General features: G+C 67.0%; 14 protein-coding genes. 7 read left to right on the forward strand and 7 right to left on the reverse strand.

Translation table 11 applies throughout. The annotated features are described in order from the left end of the window. Nucleotides 1-82 precede the first annotated feature (82 nt). Nucleotides 83-1,039, reverse strand: coding sequence for an NAD-dependent epimerase/dehydratase family protein (locus G539_RS0106940; RefSeq protein WP_029074546.1), 957 nt, complete (start codon nucleotides 1,037-1,039; stop codon nucleotides 83-85). Nucleotides 1,040-1,178: 139 nt separating this feature from the next. Here G539_RS0106940 and G539_RS0106945 point away from each other — a divergent pair, with 139 nt between their 5' ends. Beyond that, the gene (locus G539_RS0106945) at nucleotides 1,179-2,249 is read left to right on the forward strand and encodes an NAD(P)H-dependent flavin oxidoreductase (RefSeq protein WP_029074547.1); all 1,071 of its coding nucleotides are present in this window, start codon (nucleotides 1,179-1,181) and stop codon (nucleotides 2,247-2,249) included. A gap of 279 nt (nucleotides 2,250-2,528) precedes the next feature. Here G539_RS0106945 and G539_RS0106950 read toward each other — a convergent pair whose 3' ends face one another. The 5 genes from G539_RS0106950 to G539_RS0106970 form a co-directional block, all read right to left on the reverse strand. Next, nucleotides 2,529-3,311 (reverse strand): ATP-binding cassette domain-containing protein, encoded by a 783-nt coding sequence (locus G539_RS0106950; protein ID WP_029074548.1) that lies wholly within the window; start codon nucleotides 3,309-3,311, stop codon nucleotides 2,529-2,531. A gap of 3 nt (nucleotides 3,312-3,314) precedes the next feature. Then, complete coding sequence (locus G539_RS0106955) at nucleotides 3,315-4,301, reverse strand: ABC transporter permease (RefSeq protein WP_029074549.1); 987 nt, start codon at nucleotides 4,299-4,301, stop codon at nucleotides 3,315-3,317. A gap of 114 nt (nucleotides 4,302-4,415) precedes the next feature. Further along, on the reverse strand, nucleotides 4,416-5,312 hold the full coding sequence (locus tag G539_RS0106960) for a substrate-binding domain-containing protein (RefSeq protein WP_425402342.1): 897 nt from the start codon (nucleotides 5,310-5,312) through the stop codon (nucleotides 4,416-4,418). Between the two features lie 274 nt (nucleotides 5,313-5,586). Then, nucleotides 5,587-6,867: an NAD(P)/FAD-dependent oxidoreductase gene (locus G539_RS0106965; RefSeq protein WP_029074551.1), complete on the reverse strand. Its 1,281-nt coding sequence runs from the start codon at nucleotides 6,865-6,867 to the stop codon at nucleotides 5,587-5,589. Between the two features lie 139 nt (nucleotides 6,868-7,006). Further along, on the reverse strand, nucleotides 7,007-8,407 hold the full coding sequence (locus G539_RS0106970; protein ID WP_029074552.1) for a glutamine synthetase family protein: 1,401 nt from the start codon (nucleotides 8,405-8,407) through the stop codon (nucleotides 7,007-7,009). Between the two features lie 253 nt (nucleotides 8,408-8,660). Here G539_RS0106970 and G539_RS0106975 point away from each other — a divergent pair, with 253 nt between their 5' ends. The 5 genes from G539_RS0106975 (at nucleotide 8,661) to G539_RS0106995 (ending at nucleotide 13,466) form a co-directional block, all read left to right on the forward strand. Then, nucleotides 8,661-9,716: a polyamine ABC transporter substrate-binding protein gene (locus G539_RS0106975; protein ID WP_281173890.1), complete on the forward strand. Its 1,056-nt coding sequence runs from the start codon at nucleotides 8,661-8,663 to the stop codon at nucleotides 9,714-9,716. Nucleotides 9,717-9,791: 75 nt separating this feature from the next. Then, on the forward strand, nucleotides 9,792-10,961 hold the full coding sequence (locus G539_RS0106980; protein WP_029074554.1) for an ABC transporter ATP-binding protein: 1,170 nt from the start codon (nucleotides 9,792-9,794) through the stop codon (nucleotides 10,959-10,961). A 4-nt stretch (nucleotides 10,962-10,965) separates the two neighbouring features. Continuing rightward, nucleotides 10,966-11,889: an ABC transporter permease subunit gene (locus G539_RS0106985; protein ID WP_029074555.1), complete on the forward strand. Its 924-nt coding sequence runs from the start codon at nucleotides 10,966-10,968 to the stop codon at nucleotides 11,887-11,889. Nucleotides 11,890-11,945: 56 nt separating this feature from the next. Beyond that, nucleotides 11,946-12,767, forward strand: a complete 822-nt coding sequence (locus tag G539_RS0106990; protein WP_029074556.1) for an ABC transporter permease — start codon at nucleotides 11,946-11,948, stop codon at nucleotides 12,765-12,767. A gap of 84 nt (nucleotides 12,768-12,851) precedes the next feature. Further along, nucleotides 12,852-13,466 (forward strand): DUF2239 family protein, encoded by a 615-nt coding sequence (locus G539_RS0106995; protein ID WP_029074557.1) that lies wholly within the window; start codon nucleotides 12,852-12,854, stop codon nucleotides 13,464-13,466. 49 nt (nucleotides 13,467-13,515) lie between these two features. Here the strand turns inward: G539_RS0106995 and G539_RS0107000 are convergent, their stop codons facing one another. Continuing rightward, nucleotides 13,516-15,333 (reverse strand): AsmA family protein, encoded by a 1,818-nt coding sequence (locus G539_RS0107000; protein WP_029074558.1) that lies wholly within the window; start codon nucleotides 15,331-15,333, stop codon nucleotides 13,516-13,518. 205 nt (nucleotides 15,334-15,538) lie between these two features. Here G539_RS0107000 and G539_RS0107005 point away from each other — a divergent pair, with 205 nt between their 5' ends. Beyond that, entirely contained in the window at nucleotides 15,539-17,518 is a 1,980-nt protein-coding gene (locus tag G539_RS0107005) for an acetoacetate--CoA ligase (protein ID WP_425402343.1), read from the forward strand. Nucleotides 17,519-17,523 lie beyond the last annotated feature (5 nt).

The raw sequence follows: 17,523 nt of genomic DNA on the forward strand, positions 1-17,523 counted from the left end.
TGTGAGATATATCAATCATTTCATCGGGGGGCCGATAGTTATCCGGCAAAGCACCGATGCGGCGAGAGTCCTCTCGGGGCGGTCAGGGCGTGACGACGCCCTCGTTGATTAGCCAATCCACAGCATCGCGGACGCCTTCGAGCGAGTTGTAGCGCGGCTGATAGCCGAGATGGCGCTGCGCCTTCTCGATCGAGCAGCTCGGGCTGTGCGCGATGTGGTCATAGGTCTGCTCGACGATCGCGGCGCTGTGGCGCTGCTTCCATTCCTCCCAGGGCAGGTAGGCGAGCTTCGCCTCGCGGCCGAACCACGACGAGACCGCCTCGGCATAACCGCGCAGCGTGACGGCCTGCGGCGAGACGGTGTGATAGGCCTCGCCGACCGACACGCCCCAGTTGGCGATCGCCTTCATGAACATCTGCGCCACGTCGTCGGCATGGACGTGATGCACCGTCTCCAGCCCGAAATTCGGCAACAGCAGTTCCTCGCCGCGCGCGAGCGCCGAGAACACGGCGGGATCGAAATGACCGGCCGGGTTGAGCGGCGCCCAGCCGCGCCCGACGATGTGGCCGGGATGGACGATCGTCGCCGGGAAGCCGTTCCGCTGCGCCTCGGCCATCAGATAGGCCTCGATCGCCGCCTTCTGCACGCCGTAGTCGCCGAAGGGACGGCGTTTGGCGGTCTCGGGGGTCGGCACCGCGACGCTGGGGCCATGCACCCAGATCGTGCCCGTATGCAGGAAATGCCGGACCCGGCCGCGCAGCGCCTCGACGAGTTGTTGCGCGCTTGGCAGCGTGAAGCAGATCATGTCGATGACGATGTCGGGCTTCAGCGCGGCGATCCGCTGGCCGAAGGTGCCGGCCGCGTCCTCGGCTTCGCGGTCGGCGATCACCGTCTCGACCGCCGTCCAGGCCGCATGCGGCTGGTAGGGCGCGCGCTCGCCGCGCGTCACGTTCACAACCTCGAAGCCGGCCTCGACCAGCCGCGGCACCAGATAGGTGCCGACATGGCCGCTTCCGCCGATGATCACTACGCGCGTCATTTGAATCTCCCCCGCTTTGCGTGACGCGATGTTAGCGCATGTCATGGCGCTAGCCAGCCGCGATCACGCACCTTTCCTCGGACTTGTTGCCGGGGTTGGCGCCGGTGCTATGGTCGGCCGCCCAGCCCAGGAGAACCGCATGTCCGATTGGCCCGATCGCCGTATCCTCGAGCTTTTCGGGATCGAGAACCCGATCCTGCTCGCCCCGATGGCTGGCTTCGGCACGCCGGCGCTCGCGAGCGCGGTAGCGGAAGCCGGTGGCCTCGGGGCGCTCGCCTCGGCAACGATCACGCCCGAGCAGGCGCGTGCCGATATCGCCGCGTATCGCGCACTGACGGCGAAGCCGCTCAACCTGAACTTCTTCTGCCACAGGCCGCCGCAGCCGGATCCGGCCCGCGACGCCGCCTGGCGGGCGCGGCTTGCGCCATACTATCGCGACCTCGGCCTCGATCCCGACATGCCGCTCTCCGCATCGAGCCGCGAACCGTTCAACGACGCCTTTCTGGCCGTGGTCGAGGCGCTTCGGCCCGAGATCGTCAGCTTCCATTTCGGCCTGCCGGCCCGGCGTCTGCTCGATCGGGTCCGGGCAACCGGGGCGAAGGTGATCTCGTCGGCGACGACGGTGGCCGAGGCGCGCTTTCTGGAAGCGGAGGGTTGCGACGCGATCATCGCGCAGGGCGCCGAGGCGGGCGGCCATCGCGGCATGTTCCTGACGGAGGACGTCGCCAGCCAGGTCGGCACCTTCGCGCTGGTGCCGCAGGTGGTGGACGCGGTCGGCGTGCCGGTGATTGCGGCGGGAGGCATCGCGGATGCGCGCGGCGTCGTCGCCGCGCTGGCGCTCGGCGCTTCGGCCGTGCAGATCGGCACGGCCTTCCTCTTCGCGCCCGAGGCGAAGGTCGCGCCCCCGCATCGGCGCGCGCTCGATCGGACGGCGGCCGACGAGACGGCGATCACCAACGTTTTCACCGGCCGACCGGCGCGCGGCGTCGTCAATCGGCTGATGCGGGACGTCGGACCGCTTTCGGCGGACGCGCCCGCCTTTCCGCTCGCAGGCGGCGCCGTCGCGCCGCTGCGGGCGGCGACCGAGCCGCAGGGCTCCGGCGATTTCATGCCGCTCTGGTCCGGCCAGGCGGCGCGGCTGGCGAGGCCGATGCCGGCCGGAGACCTTGTCCGCATGCTCGCGGCCGAGGCGGTGGCAAGGCTGGGGTGAGAGGGCGGTCCCGCGCGGAACCGCCAAACCCTGATCGGTTGGCTGGCAGCCTGACCTCGCTACGGCCATCATCCTGAGGTGCTTCGCGAAGCGAAGCCTCGAAGGAGGATCCAGCGAAACTCCGAAAAGCTCAGACTCGGTGCCGTCGTCGCATCAAATCAGCCTCCCGGACCCTCCTTCGAGGCCCGGCTTCGCCGGGCACCTCAGGATGATGGTGGAGTTTGGCAGATCGGTCCGGGAAGTGGTCTCCCCGGAGCGCGACCTCGGATCTCGCCCGGCTTAGTGGTTGTTGACGCCGAGCGCCTGCTCCAGTTCCTCGTCGGTCATGCCGGTGATGATGCGCTCGACGTCCTCGACGCTCGTTTCCTTCGGGTTGATGTCGTCGGCGACGACGCGGCCACCGCGCATCACCACGATCCGGTCCACCACCTGGAAGACGTGGTGGATGTTGTGGGCGATGAAGATGCAGGAATGGCCGGACTTGCGGGCGTTGCGCACGAAGCGCAGCACGCCCTGGGTCTCCGCGACGCCGAGATTGTTGGTCGGCTCGTCGAGGATGATCAGGTCACTCTCGAAATACATGGCGCGCGCGATCGCCACCGCCTGGCGCTCGCCGCCGGAAAGCGACCCGACCGGCGTCGAGGGCGGGATGTTCTTGCTGATGCCGACGCGTTTCAACAGGTCGCGGGCGACCGCGTCCATGGCGGCGTGGTCGAGGCGGTTCAGGAATCGCGGTCCCTTCACCGGCTCACGGCCGAGGAACAGGTTGCGCGCGATCGAGAGCTGCGTGACCAGGGCCGAGTCCTGGTAGATCGTCTCGATGCCGTTGGCGATCGCGTCGGTGGTCGAGCGGATGCTCACCTTCTTGCCGCGCACATAGATGTCGCCGCTGGTCGAGGGCACGGCGCCGGAAAGCACCTTGATCAGCGTCGATTTGCCGGCGCCGTTGTCGCCGAGCAGGCCGACGATCTCGTTCTCGCGGACGGTGAAGTCGACGTCCTTCAGCGCCTGGATCTTGCCGTAGGCCTTGGAGACATGCTCCATGCGGATGAGGTCTGTCATCGATCAGGTCCCCGCCTGGTGCCGGCGCTCGAGGATGGAGTGCAGCGTCATCATGCCGAGGATGATCGCGCCGATGAAGATGTTGTAGGCGAGGCCGGGCACGCCGATCAGCACGATGCCGTTGCGCATGACGCGCAGGATGAACACGCCGAGCACGGTGCCGATGATTGTGCCGCGGCCGCCCATCAGCGCCGTTCCGCCGATCACCACCATGGCGATGACCTCGAGCTCGTAGCCGGCGCCGCTGTTCGGGTTGGCGGCGGAGGTGCGGATCGAGCTGATCACGCCAGCGAACGACGCCATCGTCGCCGACAGCATGAAGAGCAGCACCTTGGTCCGGTTGACGTTGACGCCGCGCGCCCGCGCCGCGCCAGGATTGCCGCCGGTCGCCTGGATCCAGTTGCCGGCCTTGGTTTGGGTCAGCACATAGCCGAGCAGCAGGGCGAAACCGATGAACCAGAACAGCGACATGTAGATGCGGAACGGGCCGACATAGAAATCGCCGACGAGCACATGGGCGAGCCAGTGCTGCCCCGCGCTCCAGGTCCGCTGCGGGAAGCCGTCGGAGATGAACAGCGCGACGCCGCGCACGACCAGCAGCATGCCGAGCGTGACGAGGAAGGACGAGATCTTGATCCGCGTCACGAACAGGCCGTTGGCAAGCCCGATCAGTGCCGCGACGGCGAGCGCGATCACGAAGGCGACCTCGAGCGAGGTGATGCCGGAGTTGAACAGCGTCCACATCAGCACCGGCGCGAAACCGAAGACCGAGCCGACCGAAAGGTCGAACTCGCCTGCCGTCATCAGGAGCGTCATGGCGAGAGCGATCAGGCCGAGCTCGACGGTGAAGGACAGCGTGTTGGAGATGTTGAGCGGCGACAGGAAGTCCGGGTTGATCGACCAGAAGACGGCGATCTCCGCGACCAGCAGGACGAGCGGGCCGAACTCCGGCTTCGAGACGAAGCGCTGGATGAGGGAACGGTTTTCCACGGGGCAGACCGAGATGTCATGAGGGCAGGCAGGTCGCCGCCGCGCGCAACGCGGTCATGCGGCCGTCGAGATGGGGCATCCGCGGCGGGGCCGCGGATGCCGTTCCAGGCGGGATTACTTGCCCGACAGGATGTTGTCGTAGACCTGCGCGGTGTCCTTCTCGTAGAGGGCGCCGGTGATGACGTTGAAACCCGGCGGAATGCCGCCCGCCGCCATGTTGGCGAGCGACAGGGCGACATAGCTGGTCGCCTGCGGGTCCTGCCACTGCGCGGCGTTGACGTAGCCGTTCAGCACTTCCTGGGTGGTGTCGAGCGAGTTGCCCCAGCCGACGACCGGGATTTCGCCCGGCTTGACGCCGACCTGGTCGAAGACGCGCTTGATCGAGCCGGTGACGAGGTCGCCGAGACCGATGATCGCGTTGACCTTGGAGCGGTTGGCGGTGAGGTAATCGACCATGCGGGTGATCACCTCGGCCTGGTCGAGCGTCGCTTCGGTGACCTCATAGTTGATGCCGAGCGGACCGAACACGCTCTTGATGCCTTCCTCTTCCTGCACGCCATAGGTGGCGCCCGGAATCTCGACCGGCATCCAGACGAAATCGCCCTTCTTCACCAGGCCCTTGTCGACGAGGTACTGCGCCCAGGCGCGGCCGAACACGACGTTGTCGCCGCCGACATAGGCGTCGAAGCTGGCCGACGGGTCAGGCGTGTTGAAGTTGATGATCGGAATCTTCGCCGCGTTCGCTTCCTTGGCCACCTCGACCAGGCTGCCCGGATCGGGGCTGGTCGTGACGATGCCGTCGGCCTTGGCGGCGATGGCGGCGCGCACCGCTTCCTGGTGCGAGGCGACGTTGCCCTGGTGGAACGAGGTGTTCACGGTGTTGCCCGTGTCCTTCGCCCATTGCTGCGCGCCGGCGAGGAAATAGGTCCAGACCGGGTCGGCCGAGGTGCCGTGCGAAATCCAGTAGAACGTCTTGGCCTGCGCAACCGCAGGCACTGCTAGCGCTAGCATCGCGCCGGCTACAAGTACCGCGAGTTTCCTGAACAATTGAATCCCTCCCATTGGATCAATGCGTTCCGCGACCACGGCTATGGCTGCCGTTCCGCCGCCTAGGAGCGGCGCGCATGCGTCCCGGCCGGAGGGTTGCCTCCTGGCCCCTGGCCGCTGCGGTCTGGTGCGAGAGTGGCACATCGATGCCGCGCGCTCAACAGGCGCTGCGACAGATAGTCGCCGATTGCTAGCGCTATCAGTCGAGCGGGACGCTGCGTCGCCCGGGTGCCGGCCGCTAGAGGCGGTCGCGCAGAGCGTACCAGCTCATGCCGGCGACGAGTGCTGGCCAGCGCAGCAGCTTGCCGCCGGGGAAGCGCGGGCAGGGAAGGGCGGCGAAGGCGTCGAGCTTCGCCGGGTCGCCGAGGATCGCCTCGGCCAGGATCTTTCCGCCGAACGGCGCGAGCGCGACGCCCTGGCCGGAATAGCCGGACGCGGCATAGACGCCGGAGCGCACCTTGCGCAGGAAGGGCAGGCGGTTGACGGTGACGGCGAGTGTGCCGCCCCAGGCATGGTCGATGCGCGCACCGCCGAGCGCCGGGTAGATCTTGGTCAGGTGGTGGCGGACGAAGGCGGCGATGTCGGCCGGGTCCGAGCGCGTATAGGTCTCGCCGCCACCGAACAGGATGCGGCCGTCCGGGGTCGGGCGCCAGTAGTAGACGACGAAGCGCGAATCCGAGACCGCCTCGCCGCCGGGGATCAGCCCGCCCGGCTGGCCGGCGCCGATCGGCGCCGTCGTCAGGATGTAGTTCTTGATCGGCATCGCCCGGGTCTCGGTCTCCTGGTCGATGCCGTCGAGCAGGCCGTTGCCGGCGAGGATGACGATCTCGGCCGTGATCCGGCCGCGCAGCGTCTCGATGACGGGCGCGCCGCCGCCCTCGACCAGCTTCTTCGCTGCCGTCTGCTCGTGGATGCGGGCGCCGGCTTTCGCCGCGGCCCTGGCCAGGCCTTGCGCGAATTTGAGGGGATGCAGGTGGCCGGCCGTGCGGTCGATCCGGCCGCCGTAATAGGCGTCGGTGCCGATCATCGGGGCCAGCTTCTCGGGTCCGATCCATTCGGCCGCGGCATAGCCGTAGTCGCGGTTCAGCTTCTCGACATAGTGCCGCTCTTCGTCGACGAGGCGTGCCTTGTGCACCGCCTCGACGAGGCCCGGCCGCCATTCGGCGTCGATGCCGTGCTTGTCGATCAGCTGGTGGACGAGCGCCTTCGCCTCCTCGGCGAGGTTCCAGAGGCGATGGGCTGCCGGCAGGCCGAGGCGCTTCTCCAGCCATTCCTGGTCGCGGCGCTGGCCGGTGTGGAGCTGGCCGCCATTGCGTCCCGACGCACCCCAGCCGACCTTTTCCGCCTCGATCAGCACGACGTCGAGGCCGGCCTCGGCGAGGTGCAGCGCCGCCGACAGCCCGGTATAGCCGCCGCCGATGATGGCGATGTCGGCGCGCGTGTCGCCGTCCAGCGGCGCGAAGGCGAGCGTCTGGTCGGCGGTCGCGGCGTACCAGGAGGGCGCGTGGGGTCGGTTCATGCGTGCATCGCCATAGGCTGGGCCGTCAGGCGGCCCCGGTTGCTGGATCTTGGATGGCGCGTCGGAGGATCCGGCGCGCCATATCATGTTCGGTCACGCTCCGTTGGCGCGAACCGGCAACCGATGCGCGGGAACGCGCTCAGACGTTCAGCAGCAGGAACTCGCGTTCCCAGGGGCTGATCACCTGCATGAAGGTCTCGTATTCGGCCCGCTTGATCGCGCCATAGGTCGCGACGAAGCGTTCGCCGAAGATCTCCGCCAGCTCTTCCTGCTCCTCGAACAGCGCCACCGCCTCGAGCAGGCCGCGTGGCAGGTCGATCTCGTCGGAGTTGGCCGAGCCGGTGACCGGGTCGCCGACCTTCAGCCCTTCCATCAGGCCGAGATAGCCGCAGGCAAGCGACGCGGCGATGGCGAGATAGGGGTTGGCGTCGGAGGAGGGCAGGCGGTTTTCCAGCCGTCGCCCTGCGGGGCCGGAATTCGGCACGCGCAGGCCCACGGTGCGGTTGTCGTAGCCCCATTGCGTGTTCACCGGCGCGGAGGACGAGCGCACCAGGCGGCGATAGGAATTCACATAGGGCGCCAGCATGCAGAGCACGGCCGGCAGGTATTTCTGCGAGCCGCCGATGAAGGCGAAGAACTTCGAGGTCGGGTTGCCGTCCTCGTCGGAGAAGATGTTCTGCCCGGTCGTCACGTCGATGACGGACTGGTGGATGTGCATGGCCGAGCCAGGCTCGCGCGACATAGGCTTCGCCATGAAGGTGGCGTACATGTCGTGCCGGAGCGCCGCCTCGCGGATCGTGCGCTTGAACAGGAAGACCTGGTCCGCGAGCGCCAGCGGGTCGCCGTGCAGCAGGTTGATCTCCATCTGCGCCGCGCCCTCCTCGTGGATGAGCGTGTCGATCTCCAGGCCCTGCTGCTCGGAGAAATCGTAGATGTCGTCGAACAGGTCGTCGAACTCGTTGATCGCGGCGATCGAATAGGACTGGCGCGCCGCCTCGGGTCGGCCAGAGCGCCCGGTCGGCGGCTCGAGCTGGTAGTCGGGATCGGTGTTCGGCTTGACGAGGTAGAATTCGAGCTCAGGCGCGACCACCGGCTGCCAGCCCTGATGGGCGTAGAGCTCGACGATCCGGCGCAGCACCTGGCGCGGCGCGGTCTCGACCGAGCGGCCGTCGCGGTGATAGGCGTCGTGGATCACCTGCGCCGTCGGGTCGGTTTCCCAGGGCACGACGCAGAGCGTCGACAGGTCCGGTTCGAACATGACGTCCTGGTCGGCGGCGTCGCTCTGGAAGCGGTCGTCGTCGTCGGGATAGTCGCCGGTGATCGTCTGGGTCAGGATCGAGCCCGGCATCGACATGGTCGGCCCGGCGAGGAATTTCTGCACGGGCATCATCTTGCCACGGGCGACGCCGGCCTGGTCGGGGACGACGCATTCGATGTCCTCGATGCCGCGCGCCTTGAGCCAGTCGCGCGCCTCGTCCAGCGTTTTGACGCCGCGGACGTTGCCGTCCACAACCTTGGCGCCCTTCTTCCGTTTACCCACGATCTCTCCTCGACTGTAACGCCTCTTTCCCCGGAGTGTCGCCAGCGCCGGAGCGAAGTCAACTTGCCCTCGTCGCGTGCGGCGTCAGGTCCTTGCGGACGGGCGCTATAATCGGTTGAGGTAGCAGGAAATCCCTTCTAACGTCTGAAACTTGGAATGGGTCAGGGGTCTTGTGCGCCCGGCTGGGCAGGGCCTCACAGAGGGGAACGTAATGGTCAAGAATGCCTTCCGCGGCGCGCTCGCCGCGGTGCTGATGGTCGGAGCCGCCAGCGGCGCAGTCGCCGCCGACAAGGAAGTCCGCATCTTCAACTGGTCCGACTATATCGATACGTCGATCATCGAGGACTTCACCAAGGAAACCGGCATCAAGGTCGTCTACGACGTCTACGACTCGATGGAGATCCTCGAGACGAAGATGCTGGCCGGCGGCTCGGGCTACGACATCGTCGTTCCGACCGATCGCAACCTGATGCGCATGATCGAAGTCGGCGTGTTCCAGAAGCTCGACAAGTCGAAGATCCCGAATCTCTCGCACATGTGGGACGAGATCACGACCCGGCTCGCCACCTACGATCCTGGCAACGAATATGCCGTGAACTACATGTGGGGCACCACCGGCACCGGCTACAACGTCGCGAAGATCAAGGAGATCATGCCGGACGCGCCGGTCGACTCCATGGACATGTTCTTCAAGCCGGAAGTCGTCTCCAAGTTCAAGGATTGCGGCGTCTACATGCTGGATTCGCCGGATGACGTGATCCCGGCCGCGCTCAGCTATCTCGGCCTGCCGCCGGATTCGAAGGATCCGGCCGAGATCGAGAAGGCGGGCGAGCTGCTGATGTCGATCCGCCCCTATATCCGCAAGTTCCATTCGTCGGAGTTCATCCAGGCGCTCGCCAATGGCGATATCTGCCTGGCCTTCGGCTATTCGGGCGACGTCATCCAGGCGCGCGACCGCGCCGCGGAAGCCGGCAACAATGTCGAGGTCGCCTATGCGATCCCGAAGGAAGGCGCGCTGCTCTGGATGGATTCGATGGCCATCCCGAAGGACGCGCCGAACCCGGAAGCCGCGCACGCCTTCATCAACTACATCCAGCGGCCCGAAGTCATCGCCAAGGCGACGAACTACGTTTCCTATGCCAACGGAAACAAGGATTCGAAGGCCTTCATCGACAAGGAGATCCTCGATGACAAGACGATCTACCCGGACGATGCGGTGATGAAGAAGCTCTACACGACGACGCCGAACGACCCCAAGGTCCAGCGTGTCGTCACCCGGCTCTGGACCAAGATCAAGAGCGGCACGTGATCCAGTAGACAAAAGGGGCCCGGTCTTGTACCGGGCCCTTTCACGATGGGTATCGAATCCGGGGGTAGAGGCCTCATGGCAGGTAAGTCGCTAACGGCGGGCAAGTCGCTGGGGCCCATCAGGCGCGCTTTCGCGCCCTGGAACGACCCCACGGCCAAGCCCTTCATCCAGTTTCAGAACGTCACCAAGACGTTCGGCGACTTCACGGCCGTGGACGATCTCTCGCTCAACATCTACGAGCGCGAGTTCTTCGCGCTGCTCGGTCCGTCCGGCTGCGGCAAGACCACGCTGATGCGGATGATCGCCGGCTTCGAGGAGCCGACCAGCGGCCAGGTCCGCCTCGACGGGCAGGACCTCGTCGGCGTGCCGCCCTACCGGCGGCCGACCAACATGATGTTCCAGTCCTACGCGCTGTTCCCCCACATGAATGTCTGGGACAACATCGCCTTCGGCCTGAAGCAGGACGGCATGCCGAAGCCCGAGATCGCGGCGCGCGTCGACGAGATGCTGGCGCTGGTGAAGCTCGAGAAATTCGCCAAGCGCAAGCCGCACCAGCTGTCGGGCGGCCAGCGGCAGCGCGTCGCGCTGGCCCGCTCGCTGGCCAAGAAGCCCAAGGTGCTGCTGCTCGACGAGCCGCTCGGCGCGCTCGACAAGAAGCTGCGCGAGGAAACCCAGTTCGAGCTGATCGACCTCCAGGTCAAGCTCGGCATGACCTTTGTCATCGTCACGCACGACCAGGAAGAGGCGATGACGGTCGCCGACCGCATCGCCGTCATGGACCACGGCAAGATCGTGCAGATCGCGACGCCTGCCGAGATCTACGAGCAGCCGAATTCGCGCTACGTCGCCGACTTCATCGGCGAGATCAACCTGATCGAGGGCACGATCAGCGCGATCGAGGGCGGCATCACGACGCTAGACTGCACCGGCACCGGCGCCAAGGTGCAGGTGACCCAGGACGGCGGCGCCAAGGTCGGCGATACGGCCTGGTTCGCGGTGCGGCCGGAGAAGGTCGCGATCTCGCTGACCCCGCCCGCCGATCCGAACGTCAACGCCGTCACCGGCGAGGTCTGGGACATCGCCTATCTTGGCGACGTCTCGATCTATCACGTCCGCCTCTCCACCGGCGCGACGGTCAAGGCGACGATCACCAATACCACACGCCTCGTCGAGCGGCCGATCACGTGGGACGACAAGGTCTGGCTGACCTGGTCGCGTGACGGCGGCGTCGTGCTGACGAGGTGACGCCATGGCGATGACGACGGATCCGGTGACGCCGGGGCACGCAGGCTGGCTCCGGTGGCTGGTCGTGGCGGTGCCCTATCTCTGGCTGATCCTGCTGTTCCTGGCACCGTTCCTGATCGTGCTGAAGATCTCGGTCTCGACCACCGCGATCGCCATGCCCCCCTATACGCCGGTGCTGGATTTCACCTCCGGTCTCGGTGCGTTGTGGGAGCAGTTCCAGGAGTTCAGCTTCGACAACTACGTTTTCCTGACGGAGGACGCGCTTTACTGGAAATCCTATCTGTCGAGCCTGCAGATCGCGCTGATCTCGACGTTCCTGATCCTCCTTGTCGGCTATCCGATCGCCTATGGCATGGCGCGCGCCAAGCGCGAATGGCGACCGACGCTCTTGATGCTGGTGATCCTGCCCTTCTGGACCTCGTTCCTGATCCGCGTCTATGCGTGGATGGGCATCCTGAAGCCGGAGGGGTTGCTGAACCAGCTGCTGCTCTGGCTCGGCGTCATCGACCAGCCGCTCAACATCATGCCGTCGACGCTCGCCGTCTATATCGGCATCGTCTACTCGTACCTGCCGTTCATGATCCTGCCGCTCTATGCGACACTGGAGAAGCTCGACGAGACGCTGCTCGAGGCGGCGGCCGATCTCGGCTGCCCGCCGATCCAGGCGTTCTGGAAGATCACCTTCCCGCTGTCGCTGCCCGGCGTCGTCGCCGGCTGCTTCCTCGTGTTCATCCCGGCGGTCGGCGAGTTCGTCATCCCGGACTTACTCGGCGGTTCCGATACGCTGATGATCGGCAAGACGCTCTGGGCCGAGTTCTTCTCGAACCGAGACTGGCCGGTTTCGTCCGCCGTCGCCGTCGTGCTCTTGGCGATCCTGGTGGTGCCGATCATGCTGTTCCAGAACGCGCAGAAGAAAGTGACGGAATAGGCTATGCGGCTGCTCCCGCTTCAGGCCGGTCGTCCGGCCGCCATTGGAGGTGGACGATGAGACGCGGTCCGTCCTGGTTCAACATCACCGCGATCACGCTCGGCTTCGCGTTCCTCTACCTGCCGATCGTGCTGCTCGTGATCTATTCGTTCAACGCCTCGAAGTTGGTGACGGTGTGGGGCGGGTTCTCGACGCACTGGTATGTCGCGCTGCTCAGCAACCAGGGCCTGCTCGACGCGGCCTGGGTGACGATCCGCGTGGCGCTGCTGTCGGCGACCTTCGCCACCATACTCGGGACGATGGCGGCGATCGCCCTCGTGCGCTACGGGCGCTTCCCGGGCGGCACACTGTTCTCCGGCATGGTATTCGCGCCGCTCGTCATGCCCGAGGTCATCACCGGCCTCGCCATGCTGCTGCTGTTCGTCGCCATCGGCTTCGCGCGCGGCTTCTGGACGCTGACGTTGGCCCACATCACCTTCTCCATGTGCTTCGTCGCCGTGGTGGTGCAGTCGCGCCTGGTCAGCTTCGACCGCAGCCTCGAGGAGGCGGCGCTCGATCTCGGCTGCCCGCCGCTCCGCACCTTCTTCACCATCACGCTGCCGCTGATCCTGCCGGCCGTGGTGGCGGGCTGGATGCTCGCCTTCACGCTGTCGTTGGACGACCTCGTGATCTCGAGCTTCACCACCGGTCCGGGCGCCACGACACTGCCGATGAAGATCTACAGCCAAGTGCGCCTCGGCGTGACGCCGGAGATCAACGCCATCTGCACGATCCTGATCGGCATCGTCACGACCGGCGTCATTATCGCCTCGATCGTCACCAAGCGGCGCGAGGTCGAGCGCCAGCGGGCCGAGCGCCTGGCCTTCCAGACGGGCTGAGCGCTTGGTCTAAAATACCCGGGTAATATTGACGATCTTGTTTTATCCGGGTAATTTGCGCATCTTGATTGAGGAGATGCGGCCATGGGCGTTGCGAAAACCATCTACTGCACGGCCTTCCAGGGCCTGACGCGGATTGCCTCCGGCGTGCTGCCGGAGGTGGCGCTGAAGAGCAAGGAGGCGCTCGAACGCGGCGGCGATCCCGTGCTGCTCTTCGACGACGAGACGAGCCGGCCGATCGAGGTCGATTTCCGCGGCACGGCGCAGGACGTGCTGGCGCGGCTGCAGCCGGCGCCGGCGGAGGAAGCCAGCAAGGAACCGGCGGAAGACGCGCCGCCGTCGCGCGGACCGGGGCGCCCGAAGCTCGGCGTGGTGTCGCGCGAGGTGACGCTGCTGCCGCGGCATTGGGAGTGGCTGAACGGCCAGCCCGGCGGCGCGTCGGTGACGCTGCGCCGGCTGGTGGACGAAGCGCGACGCGCCTCCGAGGGCGGGGAGCGGATCCGTCGCGCCCGGGAGACGACGCTTCGTTTCATGACCGCAATGGCCGGCGACCTGCCGCTCTACGAGGACGCCAGCCGCGCCCTGTTCGCCGGCGATGCGGAGGTCTTCCGGCAACGGATCGACGCCTGGCCGGTTGATGTCCGGGACCATGTCGAGAAGCTATCCCGTCCCGCCTTTGAAACGCCTCCGGCCGAATAGCCCATTCTGGCGGGCTTGCGGGACGGCGATCGCCCGAACGGGCGAGGGCTCAGCGCAGGGCGGGCAGAAGCGCGTCGGCGAGGTTGCGGAGTGCACCCTCGCCGGAAGGCGGGGCCTGCTCGCTGCGGCGCGAAAGGCCGCTGAAATCCGGCACCAGGGTCGGCTGTTCCCAGCTGCCGCCAATGAGGAAGGGCACGGTGACCGGGGTGCTCGTCGGGGCGCCGCCGCGTTCGATCGCCAGCGTGCCGCGGGCGCTGATCGTCGGCGCCTGCAGCAGCGCCTTGCCGGTCAGGTCGATCGAATAGCCGGTGCCCCTGACGGTGATCGGCGCGGCGGCGACCTGGTCCGATGAGACCTCGAAGGTGCCGTCCGCCTCGGTGAACTTCGTCGAGCCGCCGAGCAGATTGCCGCTGATCGTGCCATCGGCGGTGATCTGCTGCGACAGCGCGCCGATGTTGATGCCGTCGAAGGTGCCGTCGGTGATCTTCGCCTGGCCGCTGCCGGCAAGCGAGGCCATCAGGCTGTTCCAGCTGGTGCCATGCGCCGAGAGATTGACCGTGCCGCTGCCGGTGCCGTCGATCTGGCCGATGCCGAACAGGTCGGAGAGCGCGGCGCGCACCGGCAGGCCGTCGACGCGGCCCTGCAGCGAGGTCGAGGCCGCCTCGTCCTTGAGCGAGGCCGACAGGCTGGCCGAAAGCCGGCCGCCATAGAGCTGTGCCTCGCCGATCGAGAGCGTCAGCCGCTCGTCGCGGATCGTCGCCGAGGCGGCGGTGCGGCCGAGGCGGGCGCTGCCGAGCAGGACCTGCGAGGCGGAGACGCGGAGGTCCACGTCGCCCTCGTCCAGCGAGCCGATCGCGAAGGGCTGGTCCGGGGCCGCGCGCACCGCGGTGACCGCGCTCGCCAGCGCCTCGGCATAGGCGGAGAGGTCGAGGCTCTCGAAGGCGAGCGTGCCCTGGATCGACGGGCGGCCGGCGACGCGCTCGAGCGACAGCACGCCTTCGCCGTCATTGCCGTCGACGCTGATCTTGGCATCGGCGAAGGTCAGGATGCCGGCGGCGAGGCTCGCCTGAGATTCGATCGAGGCGCTGCCGAGCGTCGAACCCTCGCCCATCGGCATGTCGAAGAAGCCGGCGAGGCGGCGGATAGACGGGGTCGTCACCGAGAGCTGTCCCTCGCCCTCCGGGTTCGCCAGGTTGCGGATGGTGCCGTTGAACGAGGCTCGCAGCGGCGTCGAGGCGATGGCGAAGCGAAGCGCCGTGGGCTTGCCGCCGACCAGGTCGAGCGGCGTGCCGATCGAGCCGTTGAAGTCGAAATTCTCGTCCTGCCAGCGGGCGCTGCCCTTGATGCTGGCGGTCGCGCTCGGGTCGGGCCAGTTGACGTCGGCGTCGACATTGGCGAGCCGGAGTTCGGGCTGGCCGCCGACGGTATAATGCAGCGTGCCGGCATGGATGATCAGCCGGCCGAGTTCGGAATCGCCCCGGAGCGCGCGCGGCAGCGTCCAGTTGGCGGCGCCGCGCTCGTCGACGGTGAAGCGGAAGACCGGCTTTTCCAGCACCAGGGCGGACGGCCGCACATGGCCGACCAGCAGCGACATCAGGCTCAACTCGGCCTGCAGGCTCTCCATCTCGACCAGCGGCTGCGCGTCGCTGTTGGAGCCGATGCGGACCGTCTCGAAGGTGACTGTCGGGTAGGGCGTGAAGGCGACCGTCGGCGTGCCGTCGAAGGTCAGCGCGCGCCCGCTCCAGCCGGCGACCTCGCGCGTGATGGAGCGGCGGACCGCCTCGATGGTGACCAGCTTGGGCGCGATCAGCCCGAAGCCGACGCAGATGACGAGAATCGCCAGGATGGCTAGCAGGATTTTCTTCATTTGGCCCGGTGTCGACCGCCCCTCACGTTTCGGAAGGTGCTACGACCGAATGGTTTCCCGATAGGCAGAATTCCGTGATTTCGCAAGGCTTTTCTCGGTCATGGCAGCCATGTTTCGGGCGTGACTCGGGGATAGGCTGCGGATATCCATGGGCTGTCGGCGCAATCATGCCGCACTGCAACCTGTCCGGGAGCCTGACCACGTCATGACGTTCGAGACCGCCGCAATCGCCGTCCAGGAACCGCTGTGGCGGCCGTCCGAAGCCCGGATGGCGGCGCATCCGATGACGCGTTTCCGGGCCGCCGCGGCCGAGCGGGCCGGGCGGGCGCTGCCGGACCACGACGCGCTTCATGCCTGGTCGCTTGCCGATCGCGCCCGGTTCTGGGATCTGGTCTGGGACTTTGGTGGCGTCGTCGGCGATAAGGGCGAGCGCCGTCTCGTCGATGGGGATCGCATGCCGGGCGCGCGCTTCTTCCCTGACGCGACGCTGAACTTCGCCGAAAACCTCCTGAAGAAAACGGGCGCGGAAGACGCGCTGGTGTTCTGGGGCGAGGAGCGGGTGAAGCGGCGGCTGAGCTGGGACGATCTCCATGCGCTGGTATCGCGCCTGCAACAGGCGCTCGCCACCGCCGGCGTCGGGCCAGGCGACCGGGTCGCCGCGATGATGCCGAACATGCCGGAGACGATCGCCGCGATGCTGGCGACCGCCTCGATCGGCGCGGTGTGGTCGTCCTGCTCGCCGGATTTCGGCCCGCGCGGCGTGCTCGACCGCTTCGGCCAGATCGAGCCGACGGTCTTCATCGCCTGCGACGGCTATTACTATGCGGGCAAGACGATCGACATTGCCGCGAAGCTCCAAGAGATCGTGCCGGCGCTGCCCTCGCTGAAGGCCGCGGTGATCGTGCCCTATCTCGGCACGGCCTCCGCCGTCGCAGCGTCGCTTCCGAACGGCGTCGCGCTCGACGATTTCCTCGCCCCCTTCGCCGCCAAGCCGGTCGCCTTCACGCCGATGCCCTTCGGCGCGCCGCTCTATGTGATGTTCTCGTCGGGCACGACGGGCGTGCCGAAATGCATCGTCCATTCGGCCGGCGGCACGCTCCTCCAGCACATCAAGGAAATCCATCTCCATTGCGGCATCGGCGACGGCGACCGGCTGTTCTACTTCACCACCTGCGGCTGGATGATGTGGAACTGGCTCGCCTCCGGCCTCGCAACCAGCGCGACGCTGCTGCTCTATGACGGCTCGCCGTTCCATCCCGACGGCAACATCCTGTTCGACTATGCCGACGCTGAGCGGATGACGATGTTCGGCACCTCGGCCAAGTTCATCGACGCGATCCATAAGGCCGGACTGAAGCCGATCGAGACGCACGACCTCTCGACGCTCGCGATGATGACCTCGACCGGCTCGCCTCTGGCGCCGGAGAGCTTCTCCTTCGTTTATGACGGCATCAAGCGCGACATCCATCTCGCCTCGATCTCGGGCGGCACCGACATCGTCTCCTGCTTCGTGCTCGGCATTCCCGGCAAGCCGGTGTGGAAGGGCGAGATCCAGGGGCCGGGCCTCGGCCTCGCGGTCGACGTCTGGGACGAGGACGGCAGGCCGCTCGCGCAGGGCAAGGGCGAACTCGTCTGCCGGCTCGCCTTTCCCTCCATGCCGATCGGCTTCTGGAACGATCCGGACGGCAGCCGCTACCACGCCGCCTATTTCGACCGCTTCGACAATGTCTGGTGCCATGGCGACTTCGCCGAGTGGACGCCGCATGGCGGTCTGATCATCCATGGCCGCTCGGACGCGACGCTCAATCCGGGCGGTGTCCGCATCGGCACGGCCGAGATCTACAACCAGGTCGAGCAGGTGCCGGAAGTGCTGGAGGCGCTGGCGATCGGGCAGGAGTGGGACAATGACGTCCGCGTCGTGCTGTTCGTGCGGTTGCGCGACGGCGTGGCCCTCGACGCAGTGCTCGAGAAGGCGATCCGCGACCGCATCCGCACGGGCGCCTCGCCGCGCCATGTCCCGGCCCGGATCGTCGCCGTCGCCGATATCCCGCGCACCAAGTCCGGCAAGATCGTCGAGCTCGCGGTGCGCGAGGTCGTGCATGGCCGGCCGGTGAAGAACCAGGAAGCGCTGGCCAATCCGGAAGCGCTGACGCTCTATCGCGACCTGCCGGAACTGGCGGTGTGAGCGAT

Source organism: Kaistia adipata DSM 17808 (genome assembly GCF_000423225.1).
Lineage (GTDB): Bacteria > Pseudomonadota > Alphaproteobacteria > Rhizobiales > Kaistiaceae > Kaistia > Kaistia adipata.